Source organism: Loktanella sp. F6476L (assembly GCF_023015725.1).
Lineage (GTDB): Bacteria > Pseudomonadota > Alphaproteobacteria > Rhodobacterales > Rhodobacteraceae > Yoonia.
Genome location: NZ_JALKAR010000003.1, coordinates 291,531 through 312,944 on the forward strand (window position 1 = coordinate 291,531; position 21,414 = coordinate 312,944).

At 55.2% G+C, this 21,414-nt stretch carries 21 protein-coding genes; 11 read left to right on the plus strand and 10 right to left on the minus strand.

The genetic code is table 11. The features are described from left to right. Window positions 1-3: 3 nt before the first annotated feature. Genes MWU61_RS09195 through MWU61_RS09210 form a run of 4 tightly spaced genes read right to left on the minus strand, consistent with a single transcriptional unit; the run spans window position 4 to window position 4,902 of the window. Entirely contained in the window at window positions 4-801 is a 798-nt protein-coding gene (locus MWU61_RS09195) for an alpha/beta hydrolase (RefSeq protein WP_247128036.1), read from the minus strand. Beyond that, window positions 798-3,011 (minus strand): PAS-domain containing protein, encoded by a 2,214-nt coding sequence (locus tag MWU61_RS09200; protein WP_247128037.1) that lies wholly within the window; start codon window positions 3,009-3,011, stop codon window positions 798-800. The genes MWU61_RS09195 and MWU61_RS09200 overlap by 4 nt, the downstream gene beginning before the upstream one ends. Continuing rightward, window positions 2,999-4,162: an FIST N-terminal domain-containing protein gene (locus MWU61_RS09205; RefSeq protein WP_247128039.1), complete on the minus strand. Its 1,164-nt coding sequence runs from the start codon at window positions 4,160-4,162 to the stop codon at window positions 2,999-3,001. Before MWU61_RS09205 ends, MWU61_RS09200 begins: the two co-directional genes overlap by 13 nt. 29 nt (window positions 4,163-4,191) lie before the next feature. Beyond that, window positions 4,192-4,902: a response regulator transcription factor gene (locus MWU61_RS09210; RefSeq protein WP_247128041.1), complete on the minus strand. Its 711-nt coding sequence runs from the start codon at window positions 4,900-4,902 to the stop codon at window positions 4,192-4,194. Window positions 4,903-5,108: 206 nt separating this feature from the next. On the opposite strand from MWU61_RS09210, the gene MWU61_RS09215 reads away from it, so the two are divergent. The 6 genes from MWU61_RS09215 to MWU61_RS09240 all read left to right on the plus strand — a co-directional run bounded on the left by MWU61_RS09215 (window position 5,109) and on the right by MWU61_RS09240 (window position 11,729). Then, entirely contained in the window at window positions 5,109-5,621 is a 513-nt protein-coding gene (locus MWU61_RS09215) for a carbon monoxide dehydrogenase subunit G (RefSeq protein ID WP_247128042.1), read from the plus strand. Between the two features lie 25 nt (window positions 5,622-5,646). Then, the gene (locus MWU61_RS09220) at window positions 5,647-6,132 is read left to right on the plus strand and encodes a (2Fe-2S)-binding protein (protein WP_247128043.1); all 486 of its coding nucleotides are present in this window, start codon (window positions 5,647-5,649) and stop codon (window positions 6,130-6,132) included. A gap of 65 nt (window positions 6,133-6,197) precedes the next feature. After that, window positions 6,198-8,570 carry a xanthine dehydrogenase family protein molybdopterin-binding subunit gene (locus tag MWU61_RS09225; RefSeq protein ID WP_247128044.1) on the plus strand — a complete coding sequence of 791 codons (2,373 nt, stop codon included), beginning with the start codon at window positions 6,198-6,200 and terminating at the stop codon, window positions 8,568-8,570. 12 nt (window positions 8,571-8,582) lie between these two features. Next, the gene (locus tag MWU61_RS09230) at window positions 8,583-9,371 is read left to right on the plus strand and encodes an FAD binding domain-containing protein (protein ID WP_247128045.1); all 789 of its coding nucleotides are present in this window, start codon (window positions 8,583-8,585) and stop codon (window positions 9,369-9,371) included. Between the two features lie 125 nt (window positions 9,372-9,496). Then, window positions 9,497-9,916, plus strand: a complete 420-nt coding sequence (locus MWU61_RS09235; RefSeq protein ID WP_247128133.1) for a globin domain-containing protein — start codon at window positions 9,497-9,499, stop codon at window positions 9,914-9,916. 37 nt (window positions 9,917-9,953) lie between these two features. Further along, a complete protein-coding gene (locus MWU61_RS09240; protein ID WP_247128046.1) occupies window positions 9,954-11,729 on the plus strand; it encodes an EAL domain-containing protein in 1,776 nt (591 codons plus the stop codon). A 3-nt stretch (window positions 11,730-11,732) separates the two neighbouring features. Here the strand turns inward: MWU61_RS09240 and MWU61_RS09245 are convergent, their stop codons facing one another. From MWU61_RS09245 to MWU61_RS09255, 3 genes are all read right to left on the minus strand, one after another. Further along, entirely contained in the window at window positions 11,733-13,253 is a 1,521-nt protein-coding gene (locus MWU61_RS09245) for a heme biosynthesis HemY N-terminal domain-containing protein (protein ID WP_247128048.1), read from the minus strand. An 11-nt stretch (window positions 13,254-13,264) separates the two neighbouring features. Continuing rightward, on the minus strand, window positions 13,265-14,497 hold the full coding sequence (locus tag MWU61_RS09250) for a hypothetical protein (RefSeq protein ID WP_247128049.1): 1,233 nt from the start codon (window positions 14,495-14,497) through the stop codon (window positions 13,265-13,267). 85 nt (window positions 14,498-14,582) lie between these two features. Beyond that, a complete protein-coding gene (locus MWU61_RS09255; RefSeq protein WP_247128050.1) occupies window positions 14,583-15,290 on the minus strand; it encodes a uroporphyrinogen-III synthase in 708 nt (235 codons plus the stop codon). 74 nt (window positions 15,291-15,364) lie between these two features. Here MWU61_RS09255 and tsaD point away from each other — a divergent pair, with 74 nt between their 5' ends. The 5 genes from tsaD to MWU61_RS09280 are packed head-to-tail and all read left to right on the plus strand — an operon-like array spanning window position 15,365 to window position 18,557. Further along, a complete protein-coding gene (gene tsaD, locus MWU61_RS09260; protein WP_247128134.1) occupies window positions 15,365-16,456 on the plus strand; it encodes a tRNA (adenosine(37)-N6)-threonylcarbamoyltransferase complex transferase subunit TsaD in 1,092 nt (363 codons plus the stop codon). Beyond that, complete coding sequence (locus MWU61_RS09265; RefSeq protein WP_247128052.1) at window positions 16,453-17,415, plus strand: NAD(P)H-dependent glycerol-3-phosphate dehydrogenase; 963 nt, start codon at window positions 16,453-16,455, stop codon at window positions 17,413-17,415. The genes tsaD and MWU61_RS09265 overlap by 4 nt, the downstream gene beginning before the upstream one ends. A 2-nt stretch (window positions 17,416-17,417) precedes the next feature. After that, window positions 17,418-17,690, plus strand: coding sequence for a YciI family protein (locus MWU61_RS09270; protein ID WP_247128053.1), 273 nt, complete (start codon window positions 17,418-17,420; stop codon window positions 17,688-17,690). Further along, window positions 17,690-18,109 carry an EVE domain-containing protein gene (locus tag MWU61_RS09275; RefSeq protein ID WP_247128054.1) on the plus strand — a complete coding sequence of 140 codons (420 nt, stop codon included), beginning with the start codon at window positions 17,690-17,692 and terminating at the stop codon, window positions 18,107-18,109. Before MWU61_RS09270 ends, MWU61_RS09275 begins: the two co-directional genes overlap by 1 nt. A gap of 55 nt (window positions 18,110-18,164) precedes the next feature. Next, entirely contained in the window at window positions 18,165-18,557 is a 393-nt protein-coding gene (locus MWU61_RS09280; protein ID WP_247128056.1) for a DUF1761 domain-containing protein, read from the plus strand. A 219-nt stretch (window positions 18,558-18,776) separates the two neighbouring features. Here the strand turns inward: MWU61_RS09280 and MWU61_RS09285 are convergent, their stop codons facing one another. The 3 genes from MWU61_RS09285 to ahcY form a co-directional block, all read right to left on the minus strand. Further along, the gene (locus MWU61_RS09285; RefSeq protein WP_247128058.1) at window positions 18,777-19,118 is read right to left on the minus strand and encodes a DUF2853 family protein; all 342 of its coding nucleotides are present in this window, start codon (window positions 19,116-19,118) and stop codon (window positions 18,777-18,779) included. A gap of 134 nt (window positions 19,119-19,252) precedes the next feature. Beyond that, window positions 19,253-19,993, minus strand: coding sequence for an extensin family protein (locus MWU61_RS09290; RefSeq protein WP_247128059.1), 741 nt, complete (start codon window positions 19,991-19,993; stop codon window positions 19,253-19,255). Window positions 19,994-20,002: 9 nt separating this feature from the next. Further along, window positions 20,003-21,394, minus strand: coding sequence for an adenosylhomocysteinase (ahcY, locus tag MWU61_RS09295; protein ID WP_247128060.1), 1,392 nt, complete (start codon window positions 21,392-21,394; stop codon window positions 20,003-20,005). Between the last annotated feature and the right edge of the window lie 20 nt (window positions 21,395-21,414).

Here is a 21,414-nt window from a genome sequence, read left to right on the forward strand (position 1 = left end):
TCGTTAGCCAACAAAGGCATGTGTGATCCGACTGTCAGGGTCCTTCAACCCCTCAATCACCGAGAAATGGTCGCGACCTTCGTTGATTTGACAGGTGATTTGCGCACCTTGCGCTGACCATGCCCGCCCGAACAACTGCGCTTGGCGGATAAATTCAGGGCGTTCGTTGCCACCAACCCACGCGGTGATCCGGGCCGCCGGATGTGGGGTCAACAAAGCTGGGCTTTCGCGGTCAGCCTCTGTTTCATCAAGGCGCAAAGTCGCGTTCATCTTTGTCTGCATCAACGGACGCAGATCATGGACGCCGCTGATCGACAACGCGTGATCGATACGATCCGCAATCGGGCTATCAGCTGAAACCATCCGCGCAACCAGATGCCCACCAGCCGAATGCCCCGCAATACGAATAGGTCCCGACACCAAACTCGCCGCATGGGTAATCGCCGCGGTGATCTGTTCGGTGATATCTGTGATGCGCGCCTCTGGGGCCAGTGTATAGCTTGGCAAACACACTGCCCAACCCCGCGCACGCGCCCCTTCGGCATATGCCGTCCACATGGATTTGTCCGTTTGCATCCAATAGCCACCATGCACAAACACGGCCAAGCCCTGCGGTGCCCCATCCGGTAAAATCAGGTCAAACACTTCACGCGGGGCTGCGCCATATGCGATGTCTTGTTCAATCTGGATGCCACTGTCGCGGTATGCTGCGGCCTCGGATGTCCAGCGATCCGGAAAGGTTTCCGATCCCGGAATGTAGGCAGAATTGGCGAATGCATCGTCCCAATCAAAATCCGTCACGTTTGTTCAACCCCTTCTTCTCGCAGCACGACAAGGAAACTTAGCAGCTTTTCCTTGTCGATCGGTTTTGCCAGCAGCTTAAGCGAAAGCGCCGCGCAATCGCGGCGCAACGCCTGACTGTGATCCGCCGAAATAACAGCCGCAGGCACGTTCCCGTAAGCCGCTTGTAAATCGCGATACAGATCAATGCCGGTCACGTCGCTGCCAAGTTGATAATCCAGCAGGACCACATCAGGCACCAATTGAATTTCTTCGAGCAGCTCTTTCGCGTCTTGCGCGTTGCCTGCTGGCAGAACCTCTGCTCCGTGGCTTTCCATCATGAATGTCATGGCTGTGGCCAACTGCGCGTCGTTTTCCACTAACAAGACGATCATCCCGTCAAGCGCATCTCCCCAATCCGCCTGAAACTGCGGAATTGATCCAAGTGTATCACCGCTGCCCAGCGCGATCTTTGTATCCAAGGTAAAACAACTGCCGCGCCCGATTTCGGACCGCAGGTTCAAATCATGACCAAGGCCCTTTGCCGCGCGGTCAACAATCGCAAGCCCAAGGCCAAGCCCGTCATTCGGCGTCGCCCCATCCAATCGTTCGAATTCTTGAAACACGGTTTGCTGGTCTTTTTCCGCGATACCCGGTCCGGTGTCCCACACTTCGATGCGCGCTGATCCTTCATGGCGGCGCACCCCAACCACAACGCGGCCAGCCGTCGTATATTTGATCGCATTGGAAATCAGGTTCTGCATGATCCGTCGCAGATAGCCCGGATCGCTTTGCACACTTAGGCTGCTTTCAATGATCGTTAGGGATAGACCTTTTGCCGTCGCCACAGGCGTCAGTTCATCGCGCAACGGACCAAAAATCGCTGATAATTTGACAGGCTGAACATCGAATACGGCTTTGCCCGCGTCTAGTTTGGAAATATCCAACAAGGCGGCGATGATGTTTTCAACGCCAGCAAGCGCTGTCTCTGCTTTGCCTAGAACGGTCAGGGTTTGCGGCGTATCCAACTGATCCGACAAAGACGACATGAACAGTTTAGCGGCAGACAAGGGTTGCAAAAGGTCATGCGATGCAGCCGCGACAAAGCGCGATTTCGACGCATTCGCACGTTCCGCTTCGGCCAGCGCCACACCAAGTTCTTCGGTCCGCGCAATTACGCCCGCTTCTAATGTTTCGTTCATATCGAACAACGCCCGCGCCGCTTGGCGTTCCGACGTGACATCGGTGAAACTAATCACAAAACCCCGATCCGGCATTTCCTGTGCAAAGACGCTTAGGATTTGGACTTCATTTCGGGTGACTTCAAACGCAATCGGCTTGCGCCGCGACCGATGATTGGCCCAGCGCGACAAACGCGCGTCGTCAAAACCATCATGGAACGTCAATTCGTTGCGGATGTTGGCCAATAGCGCCGAAAACGTCAGCCCATGTACGCTTTCATCGGCTGGCATCGCGGCAAAATCGCTCATTGTTTTATTCCAACCGACCAATTCTTTGTCGTGGTTGAAAATGCAGACACCTTGGTTCAGGTGATCAAGCGTGGCCTGCAGAATACGTGCTTGTTGATCCAGCAATTGATCACGCTGTTGCCGTTCGGACCGCATCATGTCGGTCACATCTGTTTGCAGAATAACCGTCCCGCCCCGCGCCGTGCGATGTTCCGAAATCTGCAGCCAGCGATTCCATCTCAGCCTGACGTTAAACACGACGTGGTCGTGGCTATGACGGGACAAACGGGCAGCAGCCCAATCTGCAGGGCTTTCCCCGCTTTCATGCGCCAAATGCGGGCTTCGCGACACCAATTCGACGTATTCCTGAAACGGTAATCCTTCGGCCAGATCGTCGGCAACATCAGCAATATCGCGGCAAAACCGACTATTAAACAACACCAGCCGTTCATCCGGATCAAACAGCGCGAAGCCTTCGTTGATCGTTTCGATCGCTTCAGTGATGTTCGTTCGCGCAGCTTCGGTTTCGAAATTCGCCTGTTCCAACCGCGCATTGGAATCCTGTAGCAGATCAAGCGTCCGCTCCAGTTCCTGCGTTCGCTGCCGCACCTGCGTTTCAAGCAACGCCGCGCGTTCAAACTGCTGATACGCTAGGCCCGACTGATCATTCTTCTGTTCAACACGCCGCATCAACGACTGGGCAATCACCAGCAGCTTTTCGTTCTGCCGCTCTAACGGATCATTCGGGTTTACGATCGACATGCGGTGCTATCTTTGCGGTAAAAGGCAACGCCAGTCATCGTTTGGTTCACATGCAACGGGCCAATTTGTTCGCCATATGTAGAAAAACCGGTCACGCTATTCTTGGCCATAATGGACGATAATTCGTTCGTCATTTGGGTTTGCTCGGCCTCAATACGACGCAGGATACAATCACACCCGATGATATCCGTGAACGGTTGATCAGCGGCCATGTCGGCCATTTTATCCGACAGATGGCTGGCCATGTTCTGAGGCGTCGCCACCGTCAAAACCATGCCTTCATCAATCGCAGAAAAGAAAACCAGTTCGCCCGCGTCATTCACCTGCTGGATCGCCCGCACATGGTGATCACCGCCAATCCGTACGACCACGGGATGCGACGCGAACGTAAACCGGTCAAGCTGTTCAGGGTCTTTGCCCACAATCCGCGCATATTCGCGACCAGCGGGTTCGGCGTTGATCGATTTCACAATCCGCAATTCTGGATCGGCATCGGTCACGACCATTTGGATATCGGTCGGCACAAGGTGATCAAGGCTGAACACTTTGGTGCGGTGGCGACTGCGGATCATGTTCAAGATAGCACCATTCGCCACGATTTGCCCGTTCAAAGCGACCAGTGTTTCAGTGAAATCCGCGCCATCCCCAGCGGACGCACCAAACAACGGCATATCGCGCAGTGCAGGTGAAATTGTCGTCGTCAGCGCATCTTCACGCAGGGACAAGCCGTCAACAATCAAAAAGGCGAACCCTTCTTCCATCTCGGGGCTACGGTCTTGCAAGGCGACACGTTCTTGGGCGACGCGGTCCATTTCGGATTCAACCTGAAAGTTTTCGAGATCGGTGAACGCCAAAGACTTCGACGCGAAATCAGCGGCTGGAAAGCCGACCGCAACGATCAAACCATCATCGTAGCCCATCGCGCCAATTTCGCCCGCCGTGGTGCAGGCAACGACATCAGTATCCGGATAAAGTTGGCCAGCTTCCGCAACAACGCTTGGAAAATCGGCCTGCGACGTGACGAAAAGCGCCAATAGCGCAAGCGGTTCATCACCCAGCAATTGCCGTAATGCTTTGACTGGCGCGGTTGTCGTACACCGCACCTCCGCCTTACAGAGCACGCTCTGGCGGACTCCCCCCGTCGTCGTCATTGTCGTTTCTCCCTGACCGAAAGATATGATCAGGTCTCTCCGTTTGGCAATCTGTTAAAGAACCGTGCTTCTTGTGCGACCAACACCGCTTGTGTCCGGCGCTGCACGCCCAATTTACGCATGATCGCGGTCACGTGGACCTTAACAGTGCCTTCCGCGATCGACAGATCAAACGCGATTTGCTTGTTCAGCTTGCCTTCGCAAATCAATTCCAGAATACGCCCCTGCTGGTTCGTCAAAGACGATAGTCGGGTCAGTACCTGTTCCAGATCATCCCCTTGGGCCGATTCGACAAAACCTGCGGGCTTATAAACGCCGCCCTGCGCAATCGCGGCCAAGGCTTCTTTGAAAACGACCCTGCCGGAATGCTTTGGCACAAATCCAGACGCACCAGCGGCAATCGCCCCGCTGATGATCGCGTTGTCGGTCATCGACGACACAATCACGACGGGGGTTTTTTCCGCGGCACGTTTGATGCGGATTAATCCATCTAGCCCGCTGACGTCAGGCAAATTCAGATCAAGCAATATCAACGCAGGACCGGGTGATCCCCTGTCCGCCAACACACGAAGCCCCTGCTCCATACAGTCGGCGGTGACAACTTCGGTGAAGTCATCCAACGCGCTCAGCGTCAATTCCAACGCGTCACAGAAAAGCGGATGGTCATCGATGATCAATGCCCAACCGCGGGTGTGCGCAAAACGCGTATCAGCGGAAGCGGTTTGAAGATCACTTGTCATAACGCCAGTAAATCAGCCAATTGCAGCCGCGCCAATACACCAAAGGTCTAAGGCCGCCTTGTGACACGACCGCAAAAATGTTTTGGCGAAGCGCGGTCTTGGTGTCATCATCGGCACACGACTCCTGCGTCACTAAGCCCTTGGTCGTATATCGCCAAGAAGATCGCGGTCCTAGGCTAAGCTGCGCAAGCAAAACGGAATACCTTATGAAATTAACCGATAGCCGTACTATTCAAGCGGACGTGACCACAATCTGGGCAGGGCTTTTGAACCCTGACGTGTTGAAAGAATGCGTACCAGGATGCACCGAAATGTCCGGATCCCCCGAAGAGGGATTCGAAGCCACAGTCGTGCAAAAAGTGGGGCCGGTGAAGGCGACCTTTAAAGGCGCAGTTCAATTGTCCGACATGGTCGAGAACGAAAGCCTCGTGATGACGGGCGAAGGCAAAGGTGGGCCTGCGGGTTTTGCCAAGGGCGGCGCGAACGTGCGGCTAGAGGCCGATGGCGACGCCACGATCCTGCATTACGATGTCGAAGCAAACGTCGGCGGCAAGCTCGCGCAGCTTGGTAGCCGGATCATTGATGGTTTCGCCAAAAAGATGGCCGATCAGTTCTTTGCGAACTTTCAGGATGCGGTGGAACCACCCGATCCAGATGCGGCCGACGCAGAAGACGATACAAAAAAGAAAGGCTGGTTCCGGCGCATGACCGGCAGCTGAGACAAGAAATCCAAGGGAGGATGCGATGACAAAAGTCATGATGACCATCAACGGAAAAGAGGTTTCCGGCGACGTAGAAGGACGCACATTGTTGTCGTCCTTCTTGCGTGAAGACTTGCGCATGACGGGGACTCACATCGGCTGTGATACGTCGCAGTGCGGCGCCTGTGTTGTGCATGTCGACGGTAAAGCGGTGAAATCCTGCACGATGTTTGCAGCAGAGGCGGACGGCGCGCAGGTATCCACAATTGAAGGCCAAGCGAATGCAGACGGGTCTTTGAACGTGATCCAACAGGCGTTTCAGGATCACCACGGCCTGCAGTGCGGGTTCTGTACACCGGGCATGGTGATGACGACGGCTGCTCTGCTTAAAGAAAATCCGAAACCGACCGAACAGGAAGTGCGAGAGCATCTGGAAGGCAATATTTGTCGCTGCACCGGTTACCACAACATCGTCAAAGCGATCTTGGCGGCATCGGGTCAAGATGTCAGCGCAATCGCTGCGGAGTAAGCAAATTTCTAGAAAATTTGGACGTCGTGTCGAGGAGGGCGCGATGGACAAAGGGAGGAACGTAAATGCCTAAAGATGGTGGAATTGGCGCAGCAACCACGCGCCGCGAAGACGTCCGGTTCTTAACCGGCACAGGAACGTATACCGACGACATCCAAACAAATGCCGAATGCGCGGCTGTGTTTGCACGCTCAACCGTGGCGAACGGTGTTATCAAATCAATCAACACAACCGCAGCCGCAGGCATGCCCGGCGTTCTTGCGATCTTCACCGGGGAAGATTTCGCAGAGGTTGGCGGCAACCCCGCTGGCTGGCTGATCAACAGCCGCGATGGCGAACCAATGAAGGAACCAAAGCGTCCGGTTCTGGCGCATGGCAAGGTCCGTCATGTGGGCGACGCTTACGCCGCTGTCATTGCTGAAACGGCTGCACAGGCCCGTGATGCGGTTGAGGCGATTGAGATCGACATCGAAGAACTTCCCGCCGTCGTGAATATGAAAGACGCCCTTGCTGGCGACAATTATGTGCATGACGAAATCGGGACAAACCAGTGTTTTGACTGGGGTTGGATCGAAGACAACCGCGCGGCCACTGACGAGGCCATCAAGAACGCCCATCACGTGACGACGCTGGAATTGGTCAACAACCGCCTTGTGCCAAACGCAATGGAACCGCGCTGTTCCATCGGTCATTATCACCCCGGTACAGGCGATTACACGCTGCACACCACATCACAGAACCCGCATCTGACACGGTTGCTGATTTCTGCGTTTGTGATGGGCATCCCTGAGAACAAGCTGACTGTCATCGCACCCGATGTAGGCGGTGGTTTCGGGTCCAAGATCTATCACTACGGTGAAGAAGCGCTTGTTCTGGCAGCCGCCAAGAAACTCGGTCGCACGGTTAAGTGGACTGCCGACCGGACAGAGGCGTTCCTGACAGACGCCCATGGCCGCGATCACGTAACCAAGATCGAACTCGCACTGGACAAGGACGGCAATTTTCTTGCCTTCCGCACAGAAACACACGCCAACGTCGGCGCGTATCTGTCGAACTTTTCCACCGCGACGCCAACCTTCCTGCACGGCACATTGATGGCGGGGAACTACACCGTTCCAAACGTCTACGTGAACGTCAAAGCAGTGTTCACCAACACTGCTCCCGTCGATGCGTACCGTGGTGCTGGCCGTCCAGAGGCGACCTATTCGCTAGAACGCGTCATCGACATGGCCGCGCGTGAAATCGGTCGTGATCCGACAGATCTGCGTCGCCAGAACTTTATCAAACCGGATCAATATCCATACGCCTCTGCGGCTGGTCTTGAATACGATTCAGGCAACTACGACGCCCTGATGGATAAGATGGAAGAAGTCGCCGATAAGGCTGGTTTCGAAGCCCGTCGGAAGGAATCTGAAGCCAAAGGCATGCTGCGTGGTTTCGGCGTGAACGCGTATATCGAGGCCTGCGGCATCGCGCCGTCAAACCTTGTTGGTATCCTCGGCTCGCGCGTTGGGCTGTATGACGCTGCAACGGTGCGTGTAAACGCGACTGGCAATCTGTCCGTCATGGTCGGTGCGCACAGCCACGGCCAAGGCCACGAAACGGTGTTCCCACAAGTGGTCGCTGAAATGCTGGGGATTGATCCGGCTAGCATCGACATCGTGCATGGCGATACATCAAAAATCCCGTTTGGGATGGGGACATATGGGTCGCGTTCCCTCGCGGTTTGTGGGTCTGCTGTTGTGCGGGCAACCGAGAAAATCATCAACAAAGCGAAGAAGATCGCAGCCCACATGTTGGAAGCAGCGGAAGGTGATATCGACTTCACGGATGGTGAATTCTCTGTGGCTGGGACCGACAAAAAGGTCAGCTTCGGCGAAGTTGCGTTGAAGGCCTACATCCCCCACAACTTCCCACTCGAAGACATCGAACCGGGTCTTGAAGAAACAGCCTTCTACGACCCTGCAAACTTCACCTATCCGTCAGGTGCCTATTGTTGCGAGGTCGAAGTTGACCCCGAAACCGGCAAAGTGCGTGTAGACCGGATGACGGCCGTTGATGACTTTGGCAACGTGATCAACCCGATGGTTGTGACCGGTCAAGTGCATGGCGGTCTGGGTCAGGGGATTGGGCAAGCTTTGCTCGAAAACACGACCTACGACGAAAACGGTCAGCTCTTGTCGGCGTCTTACATGGATTACACTATGCCGCGAGCCGATGATCTGCCGAACTACATCGTCGATCATAGCCAAGGGAATGCCTGTACGCATAACCCATTGGGTGTAAAGGGCTGCGGCGAAGCAGGCGCAATTGGGTCACCGCCAACGGTGGTCAATGCCGTAATCGACGCGCTACAGTCCGGCGGTAATAACGTCACGCACATCGACATGCCTGTCAGCCCGCATCGGGTTTGGGCTGCCATGAACAACGCTGAATAAGGAGAGCGGACCATGTATGCATTTGACATTGAACGGCCCGCAACGGTGGCAGACGCCGCCGCGGCGTTAGCAAACGAAGACGCACAGGCGCTGGGCGGCGGTCAAACGCTGATCCCGACACTGAAAGCACGGCTCGCCAGCCCTGAAAAGCTGGTCAGCCTGTCTGGTATCGCCGAAATGCAGGGCATGTCGTCGGAAGGCGGCAATCTGCGGATCGGTGGTGGAACCATCCATGCGACCGTCGCATCCGAGGCTGGCGCGATCTATCCAGCGCTCGCCGGTTTGGCGGCCAACATTGGCGATCCTGCCGTGCGCAATCGCGGGACCATTGGCGGGTCAATCGCCAACAACGACCCGGCAGCGTGCTATCCTGCGGCAGCGTTGGCATCCGGTGCGACGATCGTGACAAACACACGTGAAATCGCAGCAGACGACTACTTCCAAGGAATGTTCACGACGGCACTGGAAGAAGGCGAAATCGTCACGGCGGTATCGTTTCCAGTTCCGGAAAAGGCGCACTACGAAAAGTTCGTGCAGCCCGCGTCGCGCTTTGCGCTCGTTGGGGTGTTTGTCGCCAAATACGCGGACGGTGTACGCGTCGCCGTGACAGGCGCATCCAATGATGGCGTGCATCGCTGGACGGCCGCAGAGGAAGCGCTTTCCGCGAACTTCTCAGCTGACGCCTTGGCGGATCTGACAGTCCCAGCGGATGATCTGATCAGCGACCTGCACGGGACCGCTGAATATCGGGCGCATCTGGTCAAAGTCATGACCGGACGGGCTGTTTCGAAAGCCAGCTAAGACCAATTGAAAACAACAGAAGGCCCCGCCATTTGCGGGGCCTTTTTCATTCTGGGTTGGAGTCACTTAATCTTAGGAAATGTGGGTCATGTTCGGCGTCGCAACGGATGAAGAACGTGGACCTCATGTTAACGGACAATCAAATTGATCTCATCAGGGATTCCGCCGAACGCATTGCCGAAACCAATGTGGCGGCAACAAATGCGTTCTACGCAAACCTGTTCTCAGCCGCACCAAGCATCCGAAATCTGTTTCCGGACGACATGTTCAACCAAAGCGAAAAACTTTGGAATTCCATCGTCATGGTTGTGGAAAGTGCAGACGACCTTGGTGAAATCACGGACGCGCTGAAACAACTTGGCGCCAGACACGTGCAATACGGCGCTGAACCGGAACATTACGAACTGGTGTCACAGATTCTGATCGAAACGATCTCTGCGCTCATGGATAATCACTGGACCCTTGCACATCAGGATGCGTGGCAGACTGCACTCAATGCGGTTTGCACTACCATGCTGAAAGGTGCTGCTGAAAGTGGGACCTGAAGAAACACAACGACCGACAAGCCATACACCATTTCACATGGCCCGTTTCAGTGTGCTGCTAGACGAAGTGCATAACCTGCGACTTGCCAGTCATAGTTTCGCGATGTTGTGCTTATCTGCCAGTACATTGTCCGATAGCGGGCCAAACGACGCGCGTGTTGTGCGTCAGCGATTGCGCGAAATATCCGGTTTGTGGGCCCGTTTGCGAAATGCAGGTGATCACATTCTGCACGGAAGCGACAACCACCTCATTCAGATCATGTCAAAAGCGTTTACGCGCCAAACCGAGGATTCGTTCAGATGCTTTGAAGACATCGGCATTAGCATCTGCACTCAGCTTCTGTTTGATCAACGTCCTGAAACAACGGAATTGCGTGAACTAATGCGGATCGTGACCGAAGATTTGCATCAAACGATAGACGGGCTGTTGGCGGCGGCCCGACATGTTGGCCAGATCGGGGATCAAAGCGCATCCAGATTGGCGTCGGTCGATGAACTGACTGGTTTGCCAAATCGGCGCGCATTGTATGACCATATCCAACGGTACGACGCAGGGCATTGGCCCCATAGCAACGTCGCTGTGATGCAGATCGATCTGGATCGTTTGAAAATCATCAATGACACGATGGGGCATGCGGCCGGTGACAAGGCGCTGCGCCACGCGTCAGCTGCGATGATATCCGCCGATCATCCCAACATGTTTGTCGCGCGTACCGGTGGGGACGAATTTGTACTCCTGCTATTTGGCGACTTCGTTTCTGACGCGCTAAAGGACATCGCTGATCAATTGATCGCCACCATTTCCACGCCTTTCATCGTAGAGGGCAAGGAATGCTACGCAGGGGCAAGCGTTGGGATCGAAACAGGCAGTTTTGCGGATGGTCTGCCGCTTGATTCATACATTCGGAACGCTGATCTCGCCCTTTATACCGCAAAGAACGACGGGCGCGGTAAAAGCAGGTTCTTTTCGCCCACATTGCGAACCCAGATTGAGAAGGTCGAAGAACTACAATCGGACATGCGCGAGGGCTTGCAAAAAAGCGAATTCAGACCGTATTTCCAACCGCAAGTCGAAGGACGATCTGGCAAAATCGTTGGTTTTGAATCCTTGGCGCGATGGCATCACCCTTCACGCGGGGTGCTAACACCATTCCATTTCCTGTCTGCCGCCGAAGATGCAAGATTGCTCGATCAGCTTGATCAGCACCTGATGGTCAGCACCTTTACCACGCTCCGTACATGGATTGATCAAGGGCTCGACGTGCCACAGGTTTCCCTGAACCTGACAACAAGCCGCCTGTTAGATGTCGATCTGGTTGATACCATTCTGTTCGCGGCAAGCGATGCGGGGGTCGATCCTAGCAAGATCAGCGTTGAAATTCTCGAAAGCGCGATGATTGATAACACATCGAAGCGCATGATCGAGAATATCAAAAATCTGTCCGCTGCAGGTATCAAAGTGGAACTGGATGATTTTGGAACAGGCCATGCGTCGATATCAAACCTACGGCATTTCAGGGTGGACCGGATCAAGATTGATCGCAGCTTTGTCAAAGACGTCCATCTATATTCCGAACTCGCTCGCATCACATCCGCGATGATCGGGTTAGTGCATTCTTTGCGGATCGATGTATTGGCGGAAGGAATCGAAACACCCGAAGAACGGCTCGTGCTCAATGCGCTTGGCCGCGATCACATTCAGGGGTTCGGCGTGGCGCATCCTATGCCAGCAAGCGACGTGCCTGACTGGCTTCAGGCAACGCAAACGACCAAGAAGCTACCGCCGCGCCGTCGTAAAAACAGCGCGGCATAGGTTTTATCTGACGTGACCTGGTTTTGGATCGGTTTCAGTCGCCACATCTACCTCTGGCGCATCGACAACTTCTTCGGCGTCTTCGATTTCAACAACGATGACATCGTTATCAGGGGTCGCCACATCTTCTGGTTCTGCGGGCTTCGCCAACTGACCAACAATCAACGGCAGCATTTCGGTTCCAGATGGCATCGCCACATCGCCCTTGGTCGGTGTCGTCCACGCCAACGTGTCGAAAGAAGAACAATTGTCACACACAGGAACCCAAACCGGATGCACGTGCTGACATGTTGAACAGACCCATTGCGGACCACGTGATGCGGTCAGCGCTTTGGTCAACCAACCACGAACGACTTCATCACTTTTGCCTTCACCACGTTCAATCGCCGCCATAAGTGTCAGACTACGCGCAGTCGGATCCGTTGTGACAAGATCGCCAAGGGCGCGTTTTGCTTCTGGGAAATCCTCTGCAGCGATGTTCAATTCGGCCAACAGCATCTTCGTTTCAGGATGATCCGGCTTCACTTTCGTCAACGTTTTGAAACGCTTCAGACGTGCAGCGGCGGTTTCGTCCGGTGCAATCTCGGCAAAGGCAGCCGCCAAATCAGGGTGTGGCTGGGCGGTCCACGCCTTAACAATCACACGTGACGCATAGCGCGCATTGCCAGCGGCAACGTAACCACGGGCAGCCATACAAGCAGCTGGGATCAGATCCGGTGACATCCGGTTCGCTTCAATCGCAGCTTCGCGGGCTTCGACATCTTTGCCTTCGTTCAGGATATCCTTGGCTTCGGACAGTGCCAGAACAGCATCACGACGACGATGTACATCGCGCGGCAATGACCCCGCTTTCAGTTTCGCATTCAGCGTTTCGCGTGCACCTTTCCAGTCTTCTTTCTCAGCTTGCAGCTTGATCAGAACGTCCTGTGTTTCAGTGTGCTTTGGCTTCAGCGCGAACGCCTTTTGCGCCAATTTCAACGCCGTATCGGTTTCGCCATCATCCAGCTTTTGCTTGAGAATACCGCGCACACCAACAAAGCGCGTGCTGTCATCTGCCAGCAGCTTTTTGTACGTCGCTTCGGCCTTGCGACGATCACCGGCCATTTCAGCGGCTTGTGCTGTCAGAAGGTTCGTCAGCTTCGGGTTATCAAGGTAGCGTTCGGCGCGAGACGCTTTTGTCATCGCAAGGTGACCTTCGCCGGATGCCAGCGCCATCATCCCTTCGGACAGCGCCTCAAACCCTTTGCGTTCACGGTTGCGGTCAAAGTAACGCGAGATCGCGGTTTCATCGCCGTTCAGGAACTTGAACGTCGCAATCAGCAATTTCACCAACCGCAGCCCCAGCCACACCAGAACGATCAGCGCGATGAAGGCAAACACCGCTTCAAGCACAGACAGCGTAATTTCGACCCCGCCAATGGTCAGGGCAACACCGCCTTCAACCTCAAGCAATTGGGTCGCGCCGTATGTCAGGCCAGTGACAATAAGAATGAAAGCCAGAATTTTGATCAGGGACCAGAGCATCGCGTTGACCTTCAGTTATCGTTTAAGGAAGTAGAAATGTCGTTCGCCGCAGCCAATGCATCAGCACGGGCTTGCGCCTGTTGCACCCAGCCGGCCAATGGACCAGCGGCACCTTCAGGAAGGGCGGACACTTCGGACAATGCGGTTTCAAGCTGGCCTTCTTTCAAAGCAGCTTCCGCACGTGATAATATGGCATCTGCGTCGTCCCCATCACGAGGTGCAACAGACCGGACGTTAAATTGTTCCCGCAAGAACGATCCGAATGCGCCGGTACTTTCGCCGGATGACCCATCAGATCGCGCATCGGACAATGCTTGACGGGCCGCAGGTGGAAAGTCGCCTTGCAGCTTCGCCAATGTTGGCACGCCTTCGGCAACTGCCGTCAAAGCCTCCGGCGCAGGTTCGCCCAGCACATCTTCGAGTTCAGCCAATGCATCGGTCATCGGTGCACCGGTATCCAAAGAACTGCGGATCTGCGCCAGTGCTGCACGGCCTTTCGCGTTACGCGCGGCCAACAAAGCAGCTTCTTCAATCGCTGCCGCTTCTTCGCGGGTCGATTCAAGTTGCGCAAAAGCGGCGCTTGCTTGTTCTTCGACTTGGGCACGCAGGTTGTCCAGCTCTGCCTGATAGGCCTGCAGCGCAGTGTCTTGTAGCGTACCATCCGCACTTGGCTGCTTTTCCAGCGCGACAAGGCGGTCTTCAAAAGAGGTGATTCGTTCGTCAACGGACGCGAATTGGTCAGTCACTTGACCGCTAAGGGCCGCAATTTCATCCGCCAAAGGCGTGATGTCCGGACCTGTTCCCAAACCCGCAATTTCAGCCTGCAGATCGGCAATCGCGGCTTCATTGGTGTTCATCGTTTCAACCATCGCAGGTTCAAACCGTGGGATGAAATAATAAGCAGCGCCAAATCCAAGACCCGCTGCAATCAGGCCGCCTAAAATGGCGGGCAAGAACACACTATTCGACGCGGAATCGTGTGGTTCAGGGGACGCGTGGACCTGTTGCGTAGGCGTTTCCGGCGATGACACGGGTGTATCATCAACGACTGTCTCTTCGACGATAGGTTCCGGCGTAATCTCTTCGGCGACAGCAACTTCTTCTGGCGTGTCGGGGATCGTTTCTTCGGTGACGTCTTCTGTCACCTCCGGTGTTTCGTCAGGCGTTGCCTCGGCAATCGTTTCTTCGGCTTCGACCACGTCTGGGGTCTTAGCCTTTTGACTAGATTTGCTCTTCTTGGCCAACGTATCGCCCTTTCCCAACTCATCAACGCGACCCAAAGGCCGACGGTTCACGTTATAACGCGTAGCACAGACCCTCAAGTCATGATCAGGGGGAGATTTCGGCATATCGCGCCAAAGTCGCCGCAACCATCCCTGCCCCATCGCGGGACTTTGCAACTGCGCGACTGACGACGGGCGCGTTTTGCTGCACGACATCAATCGCTTCACTTATGACGACGAGATGAAGCGGTGCATTGAAATCCGCAATCTGTCCGAACAGTTTCGCACTGCGTGGCGAAAAAAGTGGCACAATTATAGGGGTTTCGCCTTTTAATGTATCAAGCGCCAATTGCGTGGGCGCAATCGCAACCTGATCATAGGCGATCACAGCTTCGCAATTGATACCTGCAGCAGATACATCATCGACGACAGTGCCAGCGACATGACGACCCCGCAGATGAACCATCCGACCAACCGGTGCCTGTGCGACAATAAGCGCCACAAGGCTGCGATTATTCCCATCCGCGATCCGTACATCAAACCCAAGCTCAGCCGCCGCCTGCGCGGTCCGCGTTCCAACGCACCACGCTGTTATGCCAACAGGGATTCCCACGCGCATCGCTTGCGAAACACCATTTATGGATGTGAATACGACGTGCTTCACCTCATCCAGCGCCCCGACAACCGCAACCGGCGCGATTTCAATCAAAGGAGAGATAACACAGTGCAAAGGCCCACCATGCGCCGCTTCCAATGATGCAGCAAACGCTTCTGCCTGCGCTTTTGGTCGTGTGATCAGCACAGTTGCTGACATGTCGGATCGCCCCGCCGTTGTTTTGCCCTGTGCAGAGTGTTACCTGCGAAACGGAAACAGGCAATGGGCGCATGATGACTGATACTCTGACCGTTCTTGGGATCGAAAGCAGCTGCGACGATACAGCCGCCGCCGTGGTCCGGTTGAATGGCACCGCTGATGTGCTGTCCTCTGTCGTCTACGGCCAAACTGCGCTGCACGCTGATTTCGGCGGCGTCGTCCCAGAAATTGCAGCACGTGCGCATGCTGAAAAGCTGGATCATTGCGTGGAAGACGCCCTGTCTCAGGCAAATCTGACGCTATCAGATCTCGACGGGATCGCGGTCACGGCCGGTCCGGGTCTGATCGGTGGTGTGTTGTCCGGCGTCATGTGCGCCAAAGGTCTATCCGCTGCGACGGGGATTCCCCTAATCGGCGTGAACCATCTTGCGGGCCACGCTTTGACGCCGCGCCTGACCGACGTCATCGCCTATCCATTCCTGATGTTGCTCGTATCAGGTGGGCATTGCCAATTCCTGATCGCGAAGGGCCCCGACGATTTCAAACGACTTGGCGGCACCATCGACGATGCACCAGGCGAAGCATTCGACAAGACCGCCCGTATTCTGGGCCTGCCACAGCCGGGCGGTCCGTCAGTTGAAAAGGCAGCGGCAAACGGTGACCCCAAACGGTTCAAACTACCCCGTCCACTGTTGGATCGGGAAGGATGTGATATGTCGTTCTCGGGCCTTAAAACCGCAATGCTGCGCGCCCGCGACGGCGTCGTTGCCGAAAAACAGGGTCTAACGCAAGCAGATCAGGCGGATCTTTGTGCTGGATTTCAATCAGCGATCACAGATGTCCTTGTCGAAAAATCGCGTCGCGCGTTGACTGAATACCTTAAACTGAACCCAACGACCCCAACTTTGGCGGTGGCAGGCGGTGTCGCTGCGAACACAGCGATCCGCGCGGGGTTGCAAGACCTTTGCGCGAAACACGATGTCGCATTCACTGCACCGCCTTTGGCACTTTGCACCGATAACGCAGCGATGATCGCCTATGTTGGACTAACGCGACTGGCCAAGAATGACGTCGATGATTTGACCCTATCAGCGCGCCCGCGCTGGCCCTTGGATAACACCGCCGCACCCATGTTGGGGTTTGGCAAGAAAGGCGCAAAAGCATGAGCATCGCAGTCATTGGTGCTGGCGCATTTGGCGCAGCATTGGCCATAACATGGGCGCAATCAGGTCAAGACGTCACCCTTTGGGGCCGTGACGCAGACGTCATGAATGCTATGCAGACAAACCGTAAGGTGCCGCGCCTGCCGGACGTATCGCTACCCGCAAAAATCACCTGTTCTGCCAATTTAGACATTGCTTTTACACAGAACACGATCGCGTTGGCACTTCCTGCACAGGCAATGCGTCCTTTCTTGGAAACCCACAAACAGGCTCTTTCCGGCAAATCGCTGATCGCGTGCTGCAAAGGGATCGACCTGACCACTATGACAGGGCCAGTTTCGACGATCCGGCAAATCGTACCAGACGCCAATGCCGCGATGCTCACAGGGCCAAGCTTTGCCGCCGATATCGCAAAGGGTCTACCAACCGCGCTGACGCTCGCAATTTCTGACGATGCCATCGGCACAGCATTGCAGACCCAGCTATCCACCCCGACGCTGCGCATCTACCGCGCGACCGACACGATTGGTGCGGAACTGGGCGGCGCGTTAAAGAACGTGATGGCAATCGCATGTGGTGTCGCCATCGGCGCAGGCCTCGGTGATAGCGCAAGGGCCGCCCTTATGACGCGCGGGTTTTCTGAAATGCTGACGCTCGCGGATAAATTGGGCGCGGAACGTGCAACGCTTGGCGGACTTTCCGGCTTCGGTGATCTTGTACTGACCTGCACCTCTACCCAATCCCGCAACTTCCGGTATGGGCAATCGCTGGCCCGCGAAACCGGCTTTGACAAAACTACGACTGTCGAAGGTGCCGCCACCGCAAAATCAGTCACTAAACTCGCGAAATCGCTTGAATTGGACCTGCCGATCTGCACGGTTGTGGCTGATCTGATTGATGCAAAAACCGACGTGTCCACGGCGCTAGAGGCGCTGATGGCCCGTCCCCTAAAGGAAGAATAGACATGCTTGTTGCACTATTGGCCCGCGATAAATCTGGTGCTTTGCAAACGCGGCTTGATAATCGCGAAGCACATCTGGCGCATATCAAAGCGTCCGGTATCGTTGAAATGGCTGGGCCACTGCTGGACGCAGACGGTGGCATGTGCGGATCGCTGATCGTGCTAAACGTCGAAGACATGGCGCAAGCGCAAGCATTTGCAGACAATGACCCATATGCAAAGGCGGGCCTGTTCGAAAGCGTCACTTTGGATGCATGGAACAAGGTAATTGGCTGATGGCCTACTGGCTTTTCAAATCAGAACCCGATGTCTTCGGCTGGGAGGATCTAACCGCCAAAGGCGACGCAGGCGAAGAATGGGACGGCGTGCGCAACTACCAAGCACGCAACAACATGCGGGCGATGGCCAAAGGGGACCGTGGGTTTTTCTATCACTCGCGGTCCGGACTGGAAATCGTCGGGATCGTCGAGGTCTGCGCTGAAGCCCACCAAGACAGCACAACAGATGATGAACGCTGGGACTGCGTCGATGTCAAAGCGGTGCGTCCCTTCGCGAAACCGGTGACCTTGCAGGACATCAAAGCGGACGACAGGTTGTCTGAAATGGCGCTGGTAAAATCGTCGCGTCTTTCAGTGCAGCCGGTCACCGATGACGAATGGGCCATCGTCTGCGCGCTTGGCGATACAAAACCCTAGGCGTCCGGCCAAACGTCGCCCATAGTTCACACCATCCAAAATAACGGAGGGGACTATGGGATTTATTGCAGTGATTGTAGCGGCCGTCGCTGGCTGGGCATTCGGGGCAGCGTGGTACATGACGCTGTCAAAGCCATGGGTGGCCGCGGCCAAGATCGAAGTTGACGAAAACGGCAGACCTGTCGGGGATTCCGCGGCACCCTACATCATGTCGATGATCGCGATGATTTTAGTCGCAGGAATGATGCGGCACACATTTGCGTTGTCGGGCATCGAAACCTTCGGGAAAGGCCTAATTTCCGGACTTGGTGTTGGTCTGTTCTTCATCAGTCCTTGGATCATGATCAACAACGCTTACGGCATGCGGCCGTTCAAACTGACGCTGATTGATGCAGGATACGCCACCTTTGGATGTGCCGTGATCGGGGCCGTTTTGGGCCTGTTCTGAACCGAAAAAGAGGATCCGACGCGCCACCGGACCCTCTTTCACCCCGCGTGCTCCCTAGCACCACACGCGTATCTGAATTCTGGTCGGGGCCGTTCTGGCCGTGATGATTTGATACACCACTCAGGCGCAAATCGCGAACAAACGTTGTCCAAAATTTGAACCAAAAACGAAAAAGCCCGCCAGCAACGGACGGGCCTTTCCTAAATCTAAACCGTCGGCTTAACCGTAAACGGATTCTTTGCCGAAATGCTTTGTCAGCATGTAATAGACAACAGCGCGGTATTTGTTGCGTTCTGATTTGCCGTAAACTTCGATCACCGAATTGATCGCTTCCATCAGCTCTGGACCGTCTTTCAGGCCAAGTTTTTTGATTAGGAAGTTGTTTTTGACGGTTTCAAGCTCTGACGCTTGGCTGCCCGCAACTGTAGATGCATCGGCGTTATAGATCGAAGGACCGCAGCCAATCGTAACCTTTGTCAGCAAATCCATGTCAGGCGTCATGTTGCATTTGCCCTTAAGATCTTCCGCGTACTTTGCGATCCAATCGTCTCTCTTACCCATTTTGTCGTCCCCGTTCATATATTTGGCCGATTTTGGCCGGGTATCGCGCGGTCTCCGCGCGCATTGCGGTTACGTTAATCCGTCGATTCGTCCTGCGTAAAGGAAAAATCAGGGGGAAACTTTGCATGAGCGGATCAGCGACACAAACCCCAGCCACTTGATTGCACATGAAAGTGGTCGGCATGCAGGGCGTTGTAGTCCGGCGAAAGTGTCACACGGAACCAATCGCAGGCACTATCACGCGCCCGACGCAGGAACGCGCCTTTCGGTCCACCGTCATCCCAATCATTGATCAACCGCAAGCGCGTTCCATCGTCTAGACGAAACCCCGACACATCAATCGCATTCGCAGTCGCATGGGTGCTCCAGCGTTCGGACGACCCCCTGATCCGCCTGCAATTGTAGCTGCCGATATGGTCAATCTGTGAAACCTGCGCGCCAAACAGGTCGCGTGCAGCGGGCTGAAGCGCGTGTTCTTCCCACATCGCCATGCGCAATCCAATGGCGCAACGCGTTTCAATCGAAGCAAGAGACGCGTCACCAACCTCACGCAATTCCACGCGGCCTGTGATGTGGCAAGTGTCAGATGCCCCTAGATCCGGCATCGCCGTATATTGGGCCGCAGGCTCTAACGCAGCCAAACAACTTTGCGTCGACGCAAGCGCACGATCCAATTTCCATCCGGTAATTGGGGTCACGTCGTCCGCCACTTGCAATGGCAACGTTGGATTCCAACCGCGCGGCAATAGCGTCTGCGGATGGTACAACGCCTGGTAACCACCCCAAACAATACCACAGACCAAAAGCAAAGACACCGCCCGCCCCAACAGGGACGGACGGCGTTTTTTGTCTTCAGGTCGTAGGTGAGGTTTCACCCAGACGCCTTAGTAGCGATAGTGCTCTGGCTTGAACGGGCCTTCTGGTTTCACGCCGATGTAAGCTGCTTGTTCGGCATCCAATGTCGACAGCTTCACACCGATGCGGTCGAGGTGCAGGCGCGCAACCTTTTCGTCGAGATGCTTTGGCAGAATGTAGACGCCTGGCGCGTATTCCGCCGTTTTCTTCCACAATTCGATCTGGGCCAGCACTTGGTTTGTGAACGACGCGGACATCACAAAGGATGGGTGCCCAGTCGCGTTACCAAGGTTCAACAAACGGCCTTCAGACAACAGGATCAGGCGATTGCCATTCGGCATCTCGATCATGTCGACCTGTTCTTTGATGTTCGTCCACTTGTGGTTCTTCAACGACGCCACTTGGATTTCGTTATCAAAGTGGCCGATGTTGCCCACGATCGCCATGTCTTTCATCCGGCGCATATGTTCGATGCGGATGACGTCTTTGTTGCCAGTTGTGGTGACAAAAATATCAGCGGTTTCGACCACATCGTCCAGCGTTGTCACTTGGTAGCCGTCCATTGCAGCCTGCAACGCACAGATTGGGTCGACTTCGGTCACGATTACGCGGGCACCAGCACCGGACAAAGACGCAGCGGACCCTTTCCCAACGTCGCCGTAACCCATCACAACAGCAACTTTACCAGCCATCATCGTGTCTGTGGCGCGGCGGATGCCGTCGACAAGGCTTTCCTTACAGCCGTACTTGTTGTCGAATTTGGACTTAGTCACAGAGTCGTTGACGTTAATCGCTGGGAACGGCAGACGACCTTCGCGCTGCAGTTCATAGAGACGGTGAACGCCTGTTGTTGTTTCCTCCGATACACCAAGGATCGCTTCTTTGGTTTTTGTAAACCAGCCCGGTGTTTCTGCCATCCGCTTTTTGATCTGTGCGAAAACGGCTTCTTCTTCTTCGGATGTCGGCACTTCGATCAGATCGGTTTCGCCAGCTTCAACGCGGGCGCCCAACAGAACGTACAACGTTGCATCGCCACCGTCGTCCAAAATCAGGTTCGCGCCTTCTGGGAACATGAAGGACCGGTCAAGGTAGTCCCAATGTTCGGTCAATGACTGACCTTTGATCGCAAACACAGGCACACCGGATTCCGCAATCGCCGCGGCTGCGTGATCCTGCGTCGAAAAGATGTTGCAAGACGCCCAACGCACATCGGCACCCAACGCGACCAGCGTTTCGATCAGAACCGCAGTCTGAATAGTCATGTGAAGCGAACCAACGATCCGCGCACCCGCGAGTGGTTTGCTGTCGCCATATTCAGCGCGCAACGCCATCAAGCCCGGCATTTCAGTTTCAGCGATGTCGAGTTCCTTGCGGCCGAAACCGGCGAGCGCGATGTCTTTGACGATATAGTCTTCAGCCATGGGAAAAGTCCTGATGCATG